Source organism: Streptomyces sennicomposti (assembly GCF_019890635.1).
Taxonomy (GTDB): Bacteria; Actinomycetota; Actinomycetes; order Streptomycetales; family Streptomycetaceae; genus Streptomyces; species Streptomyces sennicomposti.
Map to the genome: position 1 here is coordinate 1 of NZ_JAIOAB010000093.1, position 16,937 is coordinate 16,937.

The following is a 16,937-nucleotide window of genomic DNA, read 5'->3' on the forward strand; positions in this document are numbered from 1 at the left end:
TGAGGGGGTGGGGGTTTCTCGGGTGTGGGCGGGTGCGGGTGGGTTGTGGCTGGGCGCGCAGTTCCCCGCGCCCCTTGGCTGGGCTTCGCCCTGCGCCTGTGGGCGCCTTCCGGGGTGGGGGCTTCTTGTTCGTGGGCGGGTGCGGGTTCGTTGGGGCTGGGCGCGCAGTTCCCCGCGCCCCTGGCGGGCTGGGCTTCGCCCTGCGCCCGCCGTTCCGCCGTGCGGCGTCCGCGCGGGTTCGCGCCGTGCGGCCCGCGCATCCGTCCGCGCGCCGTACGCGTGCCGTGCCCCCGCGAGGCGTACGCGTCCCGTGTCCGTCCGTGCCGTGCCCCCGCGTGCCGTACGCGTCCCGTGCCCGTCTGTGCCATGCGGTCGCGCACCGTACGCGTCCCGCGCTCGTCCGTGCCGTGCCGTGCCCCCGCGCGCCGTACGCGTCCCGCGCTCGTCCGTGTCGTGCCGGTGGTGGCCCCCGTACCGGGCGGTGCCCGTCCCCCGGCGCCCCCGTTGCGGCCGCCGCGTCGGTACGGGGGCCGGAGGCGGAAGCCCCGTCTCTCCCGCCTCCGATCCGTGACGGGCCACGCCCCTGGGCGGTCCGTCGCTTCATTCTGTGGCACGACCGGAGCGTTCCGGAATCTTTTCCGGAAAACATTCTGGAAATGATTTCAGAATCTCCTCCCGTCCCGCTTCGCGGCTACGCTCCCCGCAAGAGCGAAGCGGCAGGCCGGGAGCGAGGACGACTGACCCATGGGTCCCAAGCAGCGACGGGGGGAGACGACCGTCGAGCGGGTGCTCGACTGCGCCCTGGACCTCTACTCCGCGGGAGGCGAGGAGGGGGTCACGGTGAGCGCGGTGACCTCCGCCAGCGGGGTCAGCGCCGGCAGCGTGTACCACCACTTCGGCAGCCTCCAGGGCGTGCTGACCGCGCTCGCGCACCGCTGGCTGGGCCGGCTGCTGGCGGAACTGGCCGGCGCGGTGGAGCGCTCGGAGGGCGACGCGCGCAGCGGTATCGAGGCCCTGGTGGGCGCCTATCTGCGCTTCGTCCGGGAGCATCCGGACGCGGCCCGGCTCATGCACTCGGTCACCGTGGACCGCCACGCCATGGAGCAGGGCCGGCAGGTGCGCGGCTCCCAGGAGGCCCGGCTGGCCCCGCTGGCCGTGTGGCTGCTGGCCCGGCAGGAGGCGGGCGAGGTGGCCGCGCTGCCGCCGGCCGTGCTGGAGGCCCTGGTCATGGGCCCGGTGACCGCGCTGGCGCGGCGCTGGCTCGCCCTGGGCGACGTGGACCTCGACGAGGCCGCGCCGGCCCTCGCGCACCGCGTCTGGCGCTCGGTCAGCCCCTAGCGGGACCTGCACGGACCCCGCCAGCCCCGAGCGGGACCCGCGCGGACCTCGCCAGCCCTTGGCGGGACCCGCGCGGGCCCCGCGTGCGCCCGCGCCCCGGAGGCCCCCTTTTCGCGTGCGTGACGAGGGTTACTGCTCCGCCTCTTTACCACCTGCCCTACCCGCCGGTACGTTTGTGTGAGCAAGCGCTTAGACAGCCGAGGCATGTGGAGGTGGCGGCGTGCGCCGTACGGTGTTCAACGAGGATCACGAGGCGTTCCGGGAGACCCTTCGCGCCTTCATCGAGGCCGAGGTCGTACCGGTGTACGACGAGTGGTTCGCCGCCGGCCAGGCCCCGCGCGACTTCTACTACAAGCTGGGCGAGCTGGGCATCTTCGGGATCAACGTCCCCGAGGAGTTCGGCGGCGCCGGCATGGACAGCCACAAGTTCGAGGCCGTCCTCTACGAGGAGACCGCCCGCGCGGGCGTCCAGTTCGGCGGTTCCGGCGTGCACGTGCTGCTCGCCCTGCCGTACATCAAGATGCTCGCCACCGAGGAGCAGAAGAAGCGGTACCTGCCGAAGTTCGTCACCGGCGAGGAGATGTGGGCCATCGCGATGACCGAGCCGGGCACCGGCTCGGACCTCGCGGGCATGAAGACCACCGCCAAGCTCTCCGAGGACGGCACCCACTACGTCCTCAACGGCGCCAAGACCTTCATCACCGGCGGCGTGCACGCCGACAAGGTGATCGTCTGCGCCCGGACCTCCGCGCCGACCGCCGAGGACCGCCGCTTCGGCATCTCCCTGTTCGCCGTGGACACCAAGTCCGAGGGCTACTCCGTCGGCCGCAAGCTGGACAAGCTGGGCCTGCGCACCTCCGACACCGCCGAACTGGCCTTCGTGGACGTCAAGGTCCCCGCCGAGGACCTGCTCGGCGAGGAGAACAAGGGCTTCTACTACCTCGGCCACAACCTGGCCTCCGAGCGCTGGGGCATCGCCTTCGGCGCGTACGCGCAGGCCAAGGCCGCCGTCCGGTTCGCCAAGCAGTACGTGCAGGAGCGCACCGTCTTCGGCAAGCCGGTCGCCCACTTCCAGAACACCAAGTTCGAGCTGGCCGCCTGCCAGGCCGAGGTGGACGCCGCCGAGGCCGTCGCCGACCGCGCCACCGAGGCCCTGGACGCCGGCGAGCTGACCCCCGCCGAGGCCGCCTCCGCCAAGCTGTTCTGCACCGAGGTCGCCCACCGCGTCATCGACCGCTGCCTCCAGCTGCACGGCGGCTACGGCTACATGAACGAGTACCCGATCGCCCGTCTGTACGCCGACAACCGCGTCAACCGCATCTACGGCGGCACCAGCGAGATCATGAAGACGATCATCGCCAAGGACATGGGCCTGTAGGCACGTGAGCACGGCACTGGAGTCCCTGCTCGATCTGCTCGACCTGGAGCGGATCGAGCGGGACATCTTCCGCGGCCGGTCCCGCTCCGCCGTCGTGCCCCGCGTCTTCGGCGGCCAGGTCGCGGCGCAGGCCCTGGTCGCCGCCGGGCGCACGGTCCCCGCCGACCGGCACGCCCACTCGCTGCACGCCTACTTCCTGCGGCCCGGCGACCCCGGCGCGCCCATCGTCTACACCGTGGACCGCATCCGCGACGGCCGGTCCTTCACCACCCGGCGGGTGGTCGCGGTCCAGCACGGGCAGCCGATCTTCCACCTCTCCGCGTCCTTCCAGACGTACGAGGAGGGCCTGGACCACCAGGCGCCCATGCCGGCCGCCCCGGACCCGGAGACCCTGCCCACCTCCGCCGAACGGCTGCGCTCCTACGACCACCTCCCGCCCGAGGTCGTCGAACGCTTCCTGGAGGCCCGCGAGGCCGTCGACCTGCGCTACGTCGACGAGCCGCCGTACGGCAGGTTCGGCGAGCCGCGCGAGCCGCACTCCCAGGTGTGGTTCCGCACCAACGGCAAACTGGACGACGACCCCCTGCTGCACGTCGTCCTCGCCACCTACGTCTCCGACATGACCCTGCTCGACTCGATCCTCCTCGCCCACGGGCGCGGCGGCTGGGCCGTCGGGGACGTCGTCGGGGCCTCCCTCGACCACGCCATGTGGTTCCACCGGCCCTTCCGCGCCGACGAGTGGCTCCTGTACGACCAGGAGTCGCCCTCGGCACACGGCGGCCGGGGCCTCGGGCAGGCCCGCATCCACACGCAGGACGGCCGGCTGGCCATCTCGGTGATCCAGGAGGGCGTGGTCCGCGTCCCCCGGGAACACTGAGGGGCATGGCCCTCCCACCCGTACAGGACACGGACCAGGCGGACACCGGCGGCGGCGAGTCCACCTTCACGGTGATCGTCGCCGCCCTCGCCAACCTCGGCATCGCGGTGGCCAAGGCCGTCGCGGGACTGATCAGCGGCTCCAGCGCGATGCTGTCGGAGGCCGCGCACTCGGTCGCCGACACCGTCACCGAGGTGCTGCTGCTGACCGCCCTCAAACGCAGCGGGAAACCCGCCGACGAGGACCACCCCCTCGGCTACGGCCCCGAACGCTACATCTGGGCCCTGCTCGCCGCCGTCGCCACCTTCGTCGGCGGCGCCGTCTTCTCCCTCTACGACGGCGTGCGCACCCTCACCCGCGGCGAGGAACTCGGCGACCCGCTGGCCTCCTACCTCGTCCTCGCCGTCGCCTTCCTGCTGGAGGGCTTCTCGCTGCGCACCGGACTGCGCCAGGCCCGCGGCGAGGCCGCCCGGCTCGACGTGCCCTTCCGCCGCTACTTCCGGCGCACCCCCGACACCGCCGTCAAGGCCGTCGTCATGGAGGACTCCGCCGCCCTGGTCGGCCTGCTGCTCGCGGCCGGCGGCCTGCTCGGCGGCCAGCTCACCGGCTCCGGCGTCTACGACGGCGTCGCCTCCCTGTGCATCGGCGCGCTCCTGCTCTACGTCGCCTGGGTGCTGGGGCGCTCCAACGCCGAACTGCTCATCGGCCGCCCGCTGCCCCGCGCCACCCGCGAACGCATCCGCGCCCTGCTGGTGGGCGTGGAGCACATCGAGGCGGTACTGGAGCTGACCACGCTGGTGCAGGGGCCGGACTCGGCGCTGGTGGCGGCGAAGGTGGACCTGCGGGACGGGGCGGACGCCGCCCAGATCGAGTGGGCGTGCGAGCGGGCGGAACAGCGGCTGCGCGAGGAGTTCCCGGTGATCACCCGGGTCTATCTGGACCCGACGCCCGGGTTGGCGCAGCGCCGCGCTCAGGGGCTGGACCCCTGGCCCTGAGGGGGCCCCGGCCGTGAGGGGGCCCCGGCCGTGCGGCCGCCCTCCGGAAGCCGTCAGGCCAGCCCGGCCTGGTCCAGCAGGTACGCGGTCATCGGGTCGTAGTAGCGGGGGCTGACCACGTGGTCGTCCAGCGGGACCGCCACCTGCAGGGTGCCCTCCGCCTCGGCGAGGAAGAGCGCCGGGTCGTTGCAGTCGGCGTAGCCGGTGGAGTCCACGCCGAGCTGGCCCGCGCAGCCCGCCCAGCCGTGGTCGGCGACGACCAGGTCGGGCAGCGGCCGGCCCGCCGAGTCCAGACCCGTCAGGATGGCGCGCATCGGCTCCCCGGAGTGGGTGTGCCACAGCGTGGCCCCGTGCTCCAGCACCGCCACGTCCGCGAACTGCATGACGTACCCCTCGTCCGTCTGCAGTCCGTCCGGGATCACCACGATCTCGCAGCCGGCGGCGCGCAGCGCGGCGGCCGTGGCGCGGTGCACGTCCAGCAGCCCGCCGGGGTGGCCGGTGGCGAACAGCACCCGCTGGCCGCCGTCGGCCGCCTTGCGCAGCCGGGCGGCCAGCCGCTCCAGGCCGTCCACCGTCAGCTCCGGGTCGATGGTGTCCTGGCCGTGCCGGTACTCCGGGTCGTCGTTGACGCCGACCCGCTCGGCCATCACCGCGAGCACGTCCTGCTCGTCGGTCCAGCGGTCGCCGAGTTCCAGGCCCAGCCAGAAGTTGCGGTCGCCGTTCGCCAGCTTGCGGTAGTGGGAGAGGTTGTTCTCGCGGGGCGTGGCGACGTCCCCGGCGATACGGGTCCTGACGAGGTGGTCGACGAGTTCGGCGCGGCTGGGTGTCCCGGGTATCGGCATGCCACCCATTGTGATGCAGTGATCCGTATCCGTCGCCGCCGTTCCGGCCGCTGGGACGCGGGTCACGCCGCCACGCGGCCGGAGGCGGGCCGGCTTCGGCCCGGTCAGCGCCCGGCTCCGGTCCGGTCCGCGCCCGGCTCCGGTCCGGTCCGCGCCCGGCTCCGGTCCGGTCCGCGCCGGGCTCCGGTCCCGGTCGGCGCCTGGCCCGGCTCCGGTCGGGTCGGCTCCGGTCGGGTCGGCCCCGGTCGTGGCCTCTGTCGGCTCCCGGTCCCGGTCCGCGCCCGGCCCCTGGCCTCGGTCGGCTCCCGTCCCGGCCCCGGTCAGCGCCCGGCCCCTGGTCTCGGTCGGCTCCCGGCCCTGGTCCCGGTCAGGTGTGGCGCAGGGCGAACCACAGCTCCATGCGTGTGTCCGGGTCGTCCAGGTCGGCGGCCAGGAGCGCGGCGCAGCGGGCGATGCGCTGGCGGACGGTGTTGCGGTGCACGGCCAGGGCGACCGCGGTGCGGTCCCAGCTGCCGTGCAGGGACAGCCAGGTGCGCAGCGTCTCGGCGAGCGCGGGCGTATCGGCCAGCGGGGCGAGCAGCGCGCGGGCGTGCGCGTCGGCCTCGGCGGGCGGCAGCAGGGCGGTGAGGCCGGGGCGGGCGCCCGGGGAGCCGTGCCGGACGAGGGCGGTGCGGGTGGCGCGGGCGCGGGCCAGGGCGCGGGCCGCCTGCGTGTCGGCGGCCGGCCAGTGCGCCGGTTCGACGGCCTCGCTCACGCCGAGGGTCCAGCCGGGCTGCGCGGCCGGTTCCCGCCCGGCCGGGACCAGGACCCGTACGACGCCGTCGGCGAGGTCCACCAGCGCCGAACCGAGGGCCGCGCCGAGCGCGGAGGCGGCCACCGCGTCGGCGGCCTGCGCGGCCGGCCGGGCGTGCACGACCGCCCACCGCCCGGCGCCGAGCAGCGGCGCCACCTCCTCGGGCGCGGCGCCCAGCAGCAGCCGTACCAGGGCCGAGGAACGGGCCGCGCCGGTGCCGCTGTGGTGCTCGCCGGTGAGCAGCGAGAGCAGCACGGCGGCGACGGAGGCGATGGTGTGGTCCCCGGGCCCGCGCTGCCTGGAGGCGACCCCGAGCACGAAGCCGTGCCCCGCGCCGAGGGCGTAGGCGGCGAGGTGGCGTCCGGCGACGGTGTCGGTGGCGGAGGAGGGAGCGGGGGAGGGGCGGGCGGCGGCGGGCGGCTCCGCCTCCCCGGCCGGTGCGGGCGGGGGCGTGGCCGCGGGCGCGGGGGCCGGTGGGCGGACCACGTCCGCGAGGGCGGCCAGGGCCCGGGCGGCCGGGGCGTCCAGGGTGCGGCCCGCCGCGGCGACCTCGGTGCCGTCGGGGCCGTACAGCACCGCGCTGCCCGCCGTGCGCTGCGCCAGCTGACGCAGCACCGAGGGCACCGGGTCCGGCCGGGAGGCCGCCGTGGCGAGGCTCTGCTGCGCCTCGGTCACCCGGCGCAGCTCGGCCAGCCGGGCCTGCGCCATCAGCTGCCACACCGCGCGGGCGACCCCGGAGAACGTGGTCTGCGGCGGCACCTCCAGCAACGGCAGCCCGTGCGCCTCGCACGCCGCGACCAGCGCCGGGGGCACGGTGTCGTGCACCGGCGCCACCCCGAAGCCGAGCGCGGCGCCGCCGGCGGCGACGACCCGGGCGACGTACGCGTCGAAGTAGGCTTCCGCGCCGCCGCCGACCGCTCCGGAGGGGGCGCCCGATCCGCCGCCCGCACCGGAGCCGTCGCTCGCACCGGAGCCGCCGCCCGCGCCCGATCCGTCGCTCGCACCGGAGCCGCCGCCCGCGTCCGAGCCGCCCCTTGCACCGGAGCCGCCGCCCGCACCCGAGCCGCCCCTCGCACCGGAGCCGCCCCCCGCGTCCGAGCCCCCGCCCGGCGCCTGCACGCCCGCCGTCAGCAGCAGCTCTCCGCCCAGCAGGTACGGGTAGGGGTCGGCCATCTCCGAGGTGTGCGCCCCGTGGATCACCACCCCGGGACCGGACGGCCCCGCGATCTGCCGCAGCGCCAGGTCCTCGCGGGCCAGCAGCGCCGCCAGCGGGACCGGCGGCGTAGGCGGGACGGGCGGCGCCGGTGGGGCCGGTGGGGCGGGAGACACCGGTGGGGCGGGAGCCGCAGGCGCGGCGGTCGGCACGGCCGCGGACCCGGCCGGGGGCTGCGTGTCCGGCATGGTGTGCGTTCCCTCCATCACGGCCCCCTCGAATGGATGAAACGTACACTTCGCAGTCTCTTTTCGGCCACCTAAGGTCAAGTCCGGACCGGCAGCCGCGGGTACGGGCGGATGTCCCCGCGGCCCCCGCCGGCCCACCCGACCTCAGCGCGCCCCAGGCGCCTGACCTCGGGAAACCCACACACCTGCACGACACGCCACCGGAACGTGCGCGAAGGAGGGCCCCGCATGGCCGTCGACTACACAGTGATCGTCGTCTACCTGGCCGGCATGCTCGGCATGGGCTGGTGGGGCATGCGCCGCGCCCGGTCCAAGAGCGAGTTCCTGGTGGCCGGCCGCCGCCTGGGGCCCGCGATGTACTCCGGCACCATGGCGGCGATCGTCCTCGGCGGCGCGTCCACCATCGGCGGCGTCGGCCTCGGCTACAAGTACGGGCTCTCCGGCGCGTGGATGGTCTTCACCATCGGCCTCGGCCTGCTCGCCCTGTCCGTGTTCTTCTCCGCCCGCATCGCCCGGCTGAAGGTCTACACCGTCTCCGAGATGCTCGACCTGCGCTACGGCGGCAAGGCCGGCGTCATCTCCGGCGTCGTCATGTGGGCGTACACCCTCATGCTCGCCGTCACCTCGACCATCGCCTACGCCACGATCTTCGACGTCCTGTTCGACCTGAACCGCACCGTCGCGATCGTCCTCGGCGGCGCGATCGTCGTCGCGTACTCCACCCTCGGCGGCATGTGGTCCATCACGCTGACCGACATGGTGCAGTTCGTCGTCAAGACGATCGGCGTGCTGCTCCTGCTGCTGCCCATCGCCGTCGTCAAGGCGGGCGGCTTCAGCGGCATGAAGGCGAAGCTGCCGACCTCTTACTTCGACCCGCTGGGCATCGGCGGCGAGACGATCTTCACCTACGTCCTCATCTACACCTTCGGCATGCTGATCGGCCAGGACATCTGGCAGCGCGTGTTCACCGCCCGCAGCGATCGCGTCGCCCGCGCCGGCGGCACCGTCGCCGGCACCTACTGCCTGGTCTACGCCCTGGCCGGCGCCGTCATCGGCACCGCCGCCAAGGTCCTCTACCCGAACCTGACCAGCGCCGACGACGCCTTCGCCACCATCGTCAAGGACGAACTGCCCATCGGCGTGCGCGGACTGGTCCTCGCCGCCGCCCTGGCCGCCGTGATGTCCACCTCCTCCGGCGCGCTGATCGCCTGCGCCACCGTCGCCAACAACGACATCTGGTCCCGGCTGCGCGGCGCGGTCCGCCCCGGCGGCGAGGCGCACGACGAGGCGGCCGAGGCGCACGACGAGGTCCGGGACAACCGCCTGTTCATCCTCGTCATGGGCCTCGCCGTGATCGGCACCGCCATCGCCCTGAACGACGTGGTCGAAGCGCTCACCGTCGCCTACAACCTCCTCGTCGGCGGACTGCTCGTGCCGATCCTCGGCGGCCTGCTGTGGAGGCGCGGCACCGCCCAGGGCGCCCTCGCCGCCGTGATCGTCGGCGGCCTCGCCGTCATCGGCCTCATGGCCGGCTACGGCATCCTGGCCAACGAGCCCGTCTACTACGGCCTGCTGGCCTCGCTCGCCGCCTACCTCGTCGTCTCCCTGGCCACCCGGCCCACCGACGAGGCGGTTCTCGCCGTCTGGCGCGAACGCCTCGCCGGACGCAGTCCAGAACTCGCCTCCGACCCCGTCCCGGCGCACCAGTAGAGTCGTCCGGAAAGCAGTACATGCGCGACGAAGCGCAGGAAAGAAGGCATTTCATCATGAGCGGCAACGAGACGCCCCGCGGCCCCGTCGACTCCTCCCGCATCCCGCGCTACGCCGGTCCCGCCACCTTCGCCCGGCTGCCCCGCCTGGACGAGGTCGGCGCCGCCGACGTCGCCGTCGTGGGCGTCCCGTTCGACTCCGGCGTCTCCTACCGGCCCGGCGCCCGCTTCGGCGGCAACGCCATCCGCGAGGCGTCCCGGCTGCTGCGCCCCTACAACCCCGCGCAGGACGCCTCGCCGTTCGCCCTCGCCCAGGTCGCCGACGGCGGCGACATCGCGGTGAACCCCTTCAACATCAACGAGGCCGTGGAGACCATCGAGGCCGCCGCCGACGACCTCCTCGGCACCGGCGCCCGCCTGATGACCCTCGGCGGCGACCACACCATCGCCCTGCCGCTCCTCAGGAGCGTCGCCAAGAAGCACGGCCCGGTCGCCCTGCTCCACTTCGACGCCCACCTCGACACCTGGGACACCTACTTCGGCGCCGAGTACACCCACGGCACCCCCTTCCGCCGGGCCGTCGAGGAGGGCGTCCTCGACACCTCCGCCCTCTCCCACGTCGGCACCCGCGGCCCCCTCTACGGCAAGCAGGACCTCACCGACGACGAGAAGATGGGCTTCGGCATCGTCACCTCCGCCGACGTGTACCGGCGCGGCGCCGACGAGATCGCCGACCAGCTGCGCCAGCGCATCGGCGACCGCCCGCTGTACATCTCCATCGACATCGACTGCCTCGACCCCGCCCACGCCCCCGGCACCGGCACCCCCGAGGCGGGCGGCATGACCTCCCGCGAACTCCTGGAGATCCTGCGCGGACTGGCCTCCTGCAACCTGGTCTCCGCGGACGTCGTCGAGGTCGCCCCGGCCTACGACCACGCCGAGATCACCTCGGTGGCCGCCTCCCACACCGCCTACGAACTGACCACCATCATGAGCCGCCAGATCGCCGCGGCCCGGAAGGACACCGAAGCGAAGTGACCCACGACCACGACCTGGTGCTCCGCCCCACGCCCGCCCAGACGGAGGCCGCACTCAACCCTCCCCCCGGCCGCAACGGCGGAGACCTGGTCGTGGAGACCCTGGCCGGGCTCGGCGCCACCACCGTCTTCGGCCTGCCCGGCCAGCACGCCCTCGGCATGTTCGACGCCCTGCGCCGCTCCGACCTCGCCTACGTGGGCCTCAGGATCGAGAACAACGCGGGCTTCGCCGCCGACGCCTACGGCCGGATCACCGGCGAGGCCGCACCGCTGCTGCTGTCCACCGGCCCCGGCGCGCTCACCTCGCTGGCCGCACTCCAGGAGGCGGCGGCGGCCTCCGCGCCCGTCCTCGCGATCAGCAGCCAGGTCCCGACCGCCGGACTCGGCGGCGGCCGCCACGGCTATCTGCACGAACTGCCCGATCAGGCCGCCTCGTTCCGCGGCGTGGTCAAGTCGGTCCACACGGTGCGCAGCCAGTCCCAGATCCCGTCCGCGATCGCGGCGGCCTGGAAGTCCGCGCTCACCGCCCCGCACGGCCCGGTCTGGGTGGAGATCCCGCAGGACGTGCTGCTGGCCGGGACCCGGCTGCCGGTGGTGACCGCGCTGGACGCCACTCCCGAGGAGCTGCCGCCCCGCCCCGAACTCACCGCCGTCGCCGCCGACCTGCTCTCCCGCGCGGAGCGCCCGGCGATCATCGCGGGCGGCGGAGTGGTCCGCTCGGACGCCTCCGGGAAGCTGCGGGCCCTCGCCGAACGCCTCCAGGCCCCGGTCGTCACCACCTTCGGCGGCAAGGGCGCCTTCCCCTGGACGCACCCGCTCTCGCTCCAGTCCTGGCTGGAGGACCGGCACACCACCGACTTCCTGGAGGACGCCGACGTCCTCCTCGTCGTCGGCTCGGGACTCGGCGAACTCTCCTCGAACTACCACACGTTCAAGCCCCGCGGCCAGGTCGTGCAGATCGAGGCGGACCTCGGCAAACTGGAGTCCAACCACCCGGCCCTCGGCATCCACGCCGACGCCCGCCTCGCCCTCCAGGCGCTGCTGGAGACCGTGGACGAGCGCACCGACGAGGACGCGCCGGGCCGCGTACGGGAACTCCTCGACAAGGTCCGCGAGCGGATCGCCGCCCAGGAACTCACCCTGGAACAGGACGTCCTGGCGTCCGTGCGCCGCGCCCTGCCCGCCGGGTCGCCGTCCTTCTGGGACATGACGATCCTCGCCTACTGGGCCTGGTCGGCCTTCGACCCCCGCGGCGCGAACACCATGCACTCCGCGCAGGGCGCCGGCGGACTCGGCTACGGCTTCCCGGCCGCCCTCGGCGCGGCCACGGCCGACCCGACCCGCCCGGTGCTGGCCGTCTCCGGCGACGGCGGCGCGCTGTACTCCATCGCCGAACTCGCCACCGCCCGCCAGTACGACCTGAACGTCACCTGGCTGATCGTGGACGACGGCGGCTACGGCATCCTGCGCGAGTACATGACCGACGCCTTCGGCGAGCCCACGGCCACCGAACTGACCCGCCCGGACTACGTCGCCCTCGCCGAGTCCTTCGGCGTCCCCGGCGTCCGTACGACCCCCGAGTCCCTGGAGACGGACCTGGCCAAGGCCCTGTCCGCGCCCGGCCCTTCGGTGGTCGTCCTCCCGGCGGTGCTGCGGATGTTCGCACCTACGCATCTGGGCTGAGGGGCGGGCCGTACGGACGGGCGGCCGGGCGGCCCCCGACCGTTCTGGTCGGGGGCCGCCCGGCGGGTTCGGCGGAGCGAGGGGTCAGCCGACGTCCGAGGGGTCCAGCCGGTAGACGCCGGACTGGCCGCTCTCGGTGGAGGAGCCCTGGGCCGAGGAACCGTCCGCCGTGCCGCTCGTGCTGTACGCGCTCTCCTTCACCGCGGTGCCGTGCTTCTGCACCCAGGCCGTGACCTCGGAGGTGACCGAACCGGAGCCGCCGCCCATGCCGCCGCCGAGCTGGATGTAGTGCAGCTCGCCCTTCTTCACCAGCTCCTTGAGCCTGGCCAGGGTCATCGCCTTGTCCGAGCCGGACCAGCCCCACATGGAGATCACGGGCTGTCCGCTGCTGAGGATGAGCTGCGCGGCGCTCTGCGAGTTGGACACGGCCAGCAGCCATTTGGCCCCGTCCTGGTGCTTCTTGAGGTACGCGACGAGTTCGGTGCTCGCACCGCCCATGCCGCCGCCCATGCCGCCGCCCGCGCCGTCCGTACCGGCCGTGCGGTCGCCCGCGCCGTCCGTGCCGTCCGTGCCGGACGGGCCGCCCTGGCCGTCCTGGCCGCCCTGGCCGTCCGTCCCGCTCGGCGGCGTACCGCCCCCGGGGAAGCCGCCCTCCGGGGCGCCGCCCTGCGGAGCACCGTCGCCGGACCCGCCGCTCGCGCTCCCGGGCATCTCGCCCCCGCCGGGCATCTCCCCACCGCCGGGCGCCTGCGCGCCCTGAGGCATCTCGCCGTCGGCAGCACCCTCGCCGCCGCCCGGGAAGCCGCCTCCGCCGCCCCGGCCGCCGCCCGGGCCGCCGAAGCCGCTGCCGGTGGTCGGGCCCGCCGTGGGGTTCGTGCCGCCCATGCCGCCGGCGGAACCGGCGCCCGCCGGCACCGACCAGGCGTACGCGGCCGGGCCCGCCACCGCCGCGACGAGCGCCGCCGCCACGGAGGCCGCCAGCAGCCGCGCCCGGCGGCTGGAACGGAAGACGAGCAGCCCCGCGATCGCCAGCGCCATCAGCACCCCGATCGACGGCCACAGCCAGGGCTGCCAGCCGGCGGCCCGGCGCAGCAGCACGATCGCCCACAGCGCGGTCGCCGCGAGCCCGGCGGGCAGCACCCACGCCCAGCGCCGGTCCGCACGGAAGGCGCGCAGCAGCATCGCTCCGCCGCCCCCGCACAGGGCGGCGATTCCGGGCGCCAGCGCGGTCGTGTAGTAGGGGTGCATCGTGCCCTCGGCCATCGCGAAGGTCAGGTAGTGCAGCACCGTCCAGCCGCCCCACAGGAGCAGCGCCGCGCGGGTCGCGTCGGTGCGCGGGGCCCGGCCGCAGCGCACCAGACCACCGGCGCAGGCGAGCGCCGCGAAGGGGATCAGCCAGGAGATCTGGCCGCCCAGGACGTCGTTGAACATGCGGCCGAGCCCCGCCGTGCCGGAGAAGCCGCCGCCTCCGCCGCCCCCGCCACCGCCGTTGCCCTCGCCGCCGAAGATCCGGCCCAGGCCGTTGTAGCCCATGATCAGGTTCCACGCGGTGCCGTCCGTCGAACCGCCGATGTACGGCCGCTCGGAGGCGGGCACCAGGGAGACCGCCGCCGCCCACCAGAAGCTGGAGACGGCCAGCGCCGCCCCCGCCACGAGCAGGTTGACGATCCGCCGCAGCAGCGGCGGCCGGGCCGCGAACAGGTACACCGCGACGACGGCCGGCAGGGCGATGTACCCCTGGAGCATCTTCGTGTTGAACGCCAGCCCGAAGCAGACCGCCGAGCCCACCAGCGGCAGCAGCCGCCCGCCCGTCACCGCGCGCAGGGCGAGGGCCGCGCCGCCGACCATCAGCAGCACCAGCAGCGTGTCGGGGTTGTTGTCGCGGTCGATGGCCACGGTGATCGGGGTGAGGGCGAGGACCAGCGCGGCGACGGCCGCCGCGCCGTGGCCCCACACCCGCTTCACGGAGGAGTGCAGGATCCAGATCGTGGCCAGCGCGGCCGCGATCATCGGGGCCATCATCTGCCAGGTGCCGAAGCCGAGGACGCGGCACGACAGGCCCATCACCATCAGCGCGAGCGGCGGCTTGTCGACGGTGAGGAAGTTGCCCGCGTCCAGCGAGCCGAAGAACCACGCCTTCCAGCTCTCGGTGCCGCTGAGCACGGCGGCGCTGTAGAAGCTGTTCAGGCCGGAGCCGGACAGGTTCCAGGAGTACAGCCCGGCGGCCAGGGCGAGGATCGCGAGCAGCACGGGCAGCGACCAGCGGGGCGCCGCGCCGGGGCGGTCCGCGTCGGCGTGCGCCGCGCGCCGGTCGGGCGGCGGCGCGCCGGGGCTCGCGGGCGGACGGGGGAGGGGATCGGTGGCTGAGGTCACCCGGGCATCGTGCACAGCGCGGGTGGGCGCGGCCTGTGGCCCGCCTTGCCCCCGGCTGTGAACCCGGACGGCCCACATGCCCCGCGCAGGACACGCCCCCGGACGGGACACGCACCCCGGCAGGACACGCACCCCGGCAGGACACGCCCCCGGACGGGACACGCGCCCCGCCGGGACACATGCCCCGCCGGGACAAGCACTCCGGCGGGACGTGTACTCCGCCGCGCCGACTCACGGCTCCAGCAGACGCCCGTACTTCTCGGTGTGGGCGGCGCGTTGCGCGTCGTACCCGTCCGCGAACGCCTTCAGTTCGGCCTCCGACATGTTCTTGTCGGACAGCTTCTTCGGCAGCAGGTCCGGTACGTCGCGGAAGACCTCGACCGCCGCCTTCCAGCGGTCGTTGTCCCGGCCCCTGGCCGTGAGGAGACGCCCGGTGAGGGCCTTCAGTTCGCCGCCCACCAGTTCGGTGGGCATCGCCTTCGGCGGGAACGCCCCGCTCTCGGGCGGGGTTCCGCCGCCTCCGGCGAGGAGTCGTACCGTCCACAGGGCCGCGAGGAGACGGCCGGCCAGGACGTGGTCGTGGAACGCGGGATCGGGCATGGGCGATCTCTGCCCAGGGCGGCGGGCCGGTCCACCTCCGACGGGGTCCGGCTGTGCCGGGGCATGACGCGCCGTCATGGTTTCACTCTCCCGTGCAACCTTTTGCGCACGTCTGTGCGTCAACTGTGCATGACTCACTGGATATCCCGACGCGCCAGAGCGCTGGCGGCGGCAGGCGCCGGCGCCGGGATGCTCGCGTCCTGCGTGGCCTTCGCCGCACCCGCCTCGGCGGCCGCCCCCAAGGTCAGCTGCACGTCCGCCAAAGCGGGCCTGGCCGCCAAACTGCAGAAGGACATCACCGCGGCGATGGCCGGCCGCAAGGGCACCGTCGCCGTCGGCCTGCACGACCGCAGCACCGGCACCACCTGCACCCTCCGGGAGACCTCCGCCTACGACTCCGCCAGCGTGGTCAAGGTGACCGTGCTGGCCACCCTGCTGTGGGACGCCAAGAAGACCAACCGTTACCTGACCACCCGTGAGTCGAACCTCGCCAAGGCGATGATCACTCAGTCGGACAACAACGCGACCAGCAGCCTGTGGAAGCAGCTCGGCGTGACGAAGGTCAAGGGCTTCCTCTCCGCGGCCGGCATGACCCAGACCAAGCCGGGCTCGGGCGGCTACTGGGGCCTGACCCAGATCACCGTGCGCGACGAGCAGAAGCTGCTCGGCCTCCTCACGGCCAAGAACAAGGTCCTCAGCGACAGCTCCCGCGCCTACATCCTCAAGCTGATGGGCCAGGTCGTCTCCTCCCAGCGCTGGGGCACCCCGGCGGGCGCGCCGTCCGCCGTCGCCGTGCACGTGAAGAACGGCTGGCTGCAGCGCTCCACCCACGGCTGGCGCGTGCACAGCGTCGGCACCTTCAACGGCGGCGGCCACGACTACACGATGACGGTCCTCACGCAGGACAACAGCACGATGAGCTACGGCGTCACCACCATCCAGAACATCGCGCGCGCCATCCACAAGGACCTTGCGCCGACGAAGGGGGCCAAGTCCGCGCTCTACACGCCCACCGCCCAGCCCCGGGAGGCGCTGGTTCCGGTGCCGCCGAGCGGCTGACGCTTCACAAGGCGGTCTCCCGCCGGACACCCGGGGGCCCTACGGTGACGGTCATGCGCCTGAGAACCGTACTCGCGACCGTCACCGCCGGCCTGGCGGCGGCCACCTGCCTGACCGTCGGGCCGGCGGCCGCCGTCACGCGCCAGGACCACGCCTGTTCGCCCTCCGTCTCCCTGGACCGCTTCTCCGACGCCCTGGACAAGACGACGTACCGGGGAAGCTACGTCGGCAACTTCTCCGCGCTGGCCGCCGACCGGCACGGCGACCTCGCGGCCCTCTCGGACCGTTCGTCGCTGTTCACCCTGGACCGCCGTACGCTGCGGCCGACCGGCGTGGTGCAGCTCGCCGACGAGAACGGCGCCGCGCTCGACTCCGAAGCGCTGGTCGTCGACCGCGACGGGACCCGGCTCGTCACCTCCGAGACCGAGCCGTCGGTGCGCCGCTACTCCCGCACCGGCCGCATCCTCGACCGGCTCCCGGTGCCGTCCTCCCTGCTGGTCGCCCCGGCCGGCCGCGCCACCGCCAACCAGACCTTCGAGGGCCTGACCCTGCTGCCCGACGGCCGCACCCTGCTCGCCTCCATGGAGTACGCGCTCGCCGGCGACACCGCGGGCATCGTCCGCTTCCAGACCTGGCAGCGCACCGGCGACGGCCGCTTCCGGCTCGGCGCGCAGTACGCGTACCGCGCGGACGACGGCCTCGGCGTCCCCGAGGTGCAGGCCACGCCCGACGGCCGCCTGCTCGTCCTGGAGCGCGGCTTCACCTCCGGCGTCGGCAACACCGTGCGCCTCTACCTCGCCGACCCGCGCCAGGCCACCGACACCACGAAGGTCGACCACCTGACCGGGCAGT

At 74.2% G+C, this 16,937-nt stretch carries 13 protein-coding genes; 9 read left to right on the top strand and 4 right to left on the bottom strand.

Going from position 1 to position 16,937, the window contains the following annotated elements; genetic code table 11:
• Positions 1-744 precede the first annotated feature (744 nt).
• From K7787_RS30135 to K7787_RS30150, 4 genes are all read left to right on the top strand, one after another.
• Positions 745-1,338, top strand: coding sequence for a TetR/AcrR family transcriptional regulator (locus K7787_RS30135; RefSeq protein ID WP_009188736.1), 594 nt, complete (start codon positions 745-747; stop codon positions 1,336-1,338).
• A gap of 220 nt (positions 1,339-1,558) precedes the next feature.
• Positions 1,559-2,716 (top strand): acyl-CoA dehydrogenase family protein, encoded by a 1,158-nt coding sequence (locus tag K7787_RS30140; RefSeq protein ID WP_009188735.1) that lies wholly within the window; start codon positions 1,559-1,561, stop codon positions 2,714-2,716.
• 4 nt (positions 2,717-2,720) lie between these two features.
• Positions 2,721-3,593 carry an acyl-CoA thioesterase II gene (gene tesB, locus K7787_RS30145; RefSeq protein WP_223003577.1) on the top strand — a complete coding sequence of 291 codons (873 nt, stop codon included), beginning with the start codon at positions 2,721-2,723 and terminating at the stop codon, positions 3,591-3,593.
• A gap of 5 nt (positions 3,594-3,598) precedes the next feature.
• The gene (locus K7787_RS30150) at positions 3,599-4,588 is read left to right on the top strand and encodes a cation diffusion facilitator family transporter (protein WP_019980516.1); all 990 of its coding nucleotides are present in this window, start codon (positions 3,599-3,601) and stop codon (positions 4,586-4,588) included.
• A 53-nt stretch (positions 4,589-4,641) separates the two neighbouring features.
• Here K7787_RS30150 and K7787_RS30155 read toward each other — a convergent pair whose 3' ends face one another.
• On the bottom strand, positions 4,642-5,430 hold the full coding sequence (locus K7787_RS30155; RefSeq protein ID WP_019980515.1) for a phosphatase: 789 nt from the start codon (positions 5,428-5,430) through the stop codon (positions 4,642-4,644).
• A gap of 367 nt (positions 5,431-5,797) precedes the next feature.
• Entirely contained in the window at positions 5,798-7,624 is a 1,827-nt protein-coding gene (locus K7787_RS30160) for a PucR family transcriptional regulator (RefSeq protein ID WP_247721428.1), read from the bottom strand.
• A gap of 228 nt (positions 7,625-7,852) precedes the next feature.
• Between K7787_RS30160 and K7787_RS30165 the strand changes: the two genes are divergently transcribed.
• Genes K7787_RS30165 through K7787_RS30175 form a run of 3 tightly spaced genes read left to right on the top strand, consistent with a single transcriptional unit; the run spans position 7,853 to position 12,053 of the window.
• Entirely contained in the window at positions 7,853-9,334 is a 1,482-nt protein-coding gene (locus K7787_RS30165; protein ID WP_223003578.1) for a sodium:solute symporter family protein, read from the top strand.
• 56 nt (positions 9,335-9,390) lie between these two features.
• A complete protein-coding gene (gene speB, locus K7787_RS30170; RefSeq protein WP_009188729.1) occupies positions 9,391-10,371 on the top strand; it encodes an agmatinase in 981 nt (326 codons plus the stop codon).
• Positions 10,368-12,053, top strand: coding sequence for a thiamine pyrophosphate-binding protein (locus tag K7787_RS30175; RefSeq protein WP_223003579.1), 1,686 nt, complete (start codon positions 10,368-10,370; stop codon positions 12,051-12,053). Before speB ends, K7787_RS30175 begins: the two co-directional genes overlap by 4 nt.
• A gap of 84 nt (positions 12,054-12,137) precedes the next feature.
• Here K7787_RS30175 and K7787_RS30180 read toward each other — a convergent pair whose 3' ends face one another.
• Together K7787_RS30180 and K7787_RS30185 are read right to left on the bottom strand one after the other, a co-directional pair.
• Positions 12,138-14,426 carry an ArnT family glycosyltransferase gene (locus K7787_RS30180; protein WP_223003580.1) on the bottom strand — a complete coding sequence of 763 codons (2,289 nt, stop codon included), beginning with the start codon at positions 14,424-14,426 and terminating at the stop codon, positions 12,138-12,140.
• A 231-nt stretch (positions 14,427-14,657) separates the two neighbouring features.
• A complete protein-coding gene (locus K7787_RS30185; protein WP_164389063.1) occupies positions 14,658-15,026 on the bottom strand; it encodes a hypothetical protein in 369 nt (122 codons plus the stop codon).
• A gap of 129 nt (positions 15,027-15,155) precedes the next feature.
• Between K7787_RS30185 and K7787_RS30190 the strand changes: the two genes are divergently transcribed.
• Both K7787_RS30190 and K7787_RS30195 read left to right on the top strand, forming a co-directional pair.
• A complete protein-coding gene (locus K7787_RS30190; protein WP_372456707.1) occupies positions 15,156-16,085 on the top strand; it encodes a serine hydrolase in 930 nt (309 codons plus the stop codon).
• 53 nt (positions 16,086-16,138) lie between these two features.
• A partial coding sequence (locus K7787_RS30195) for an esterase-like activity of phytase family protein (protein ID WP_223003581.1) occupies positions 16,139-16,937 on the top strand: 799 nt, incomplete at its 3' end.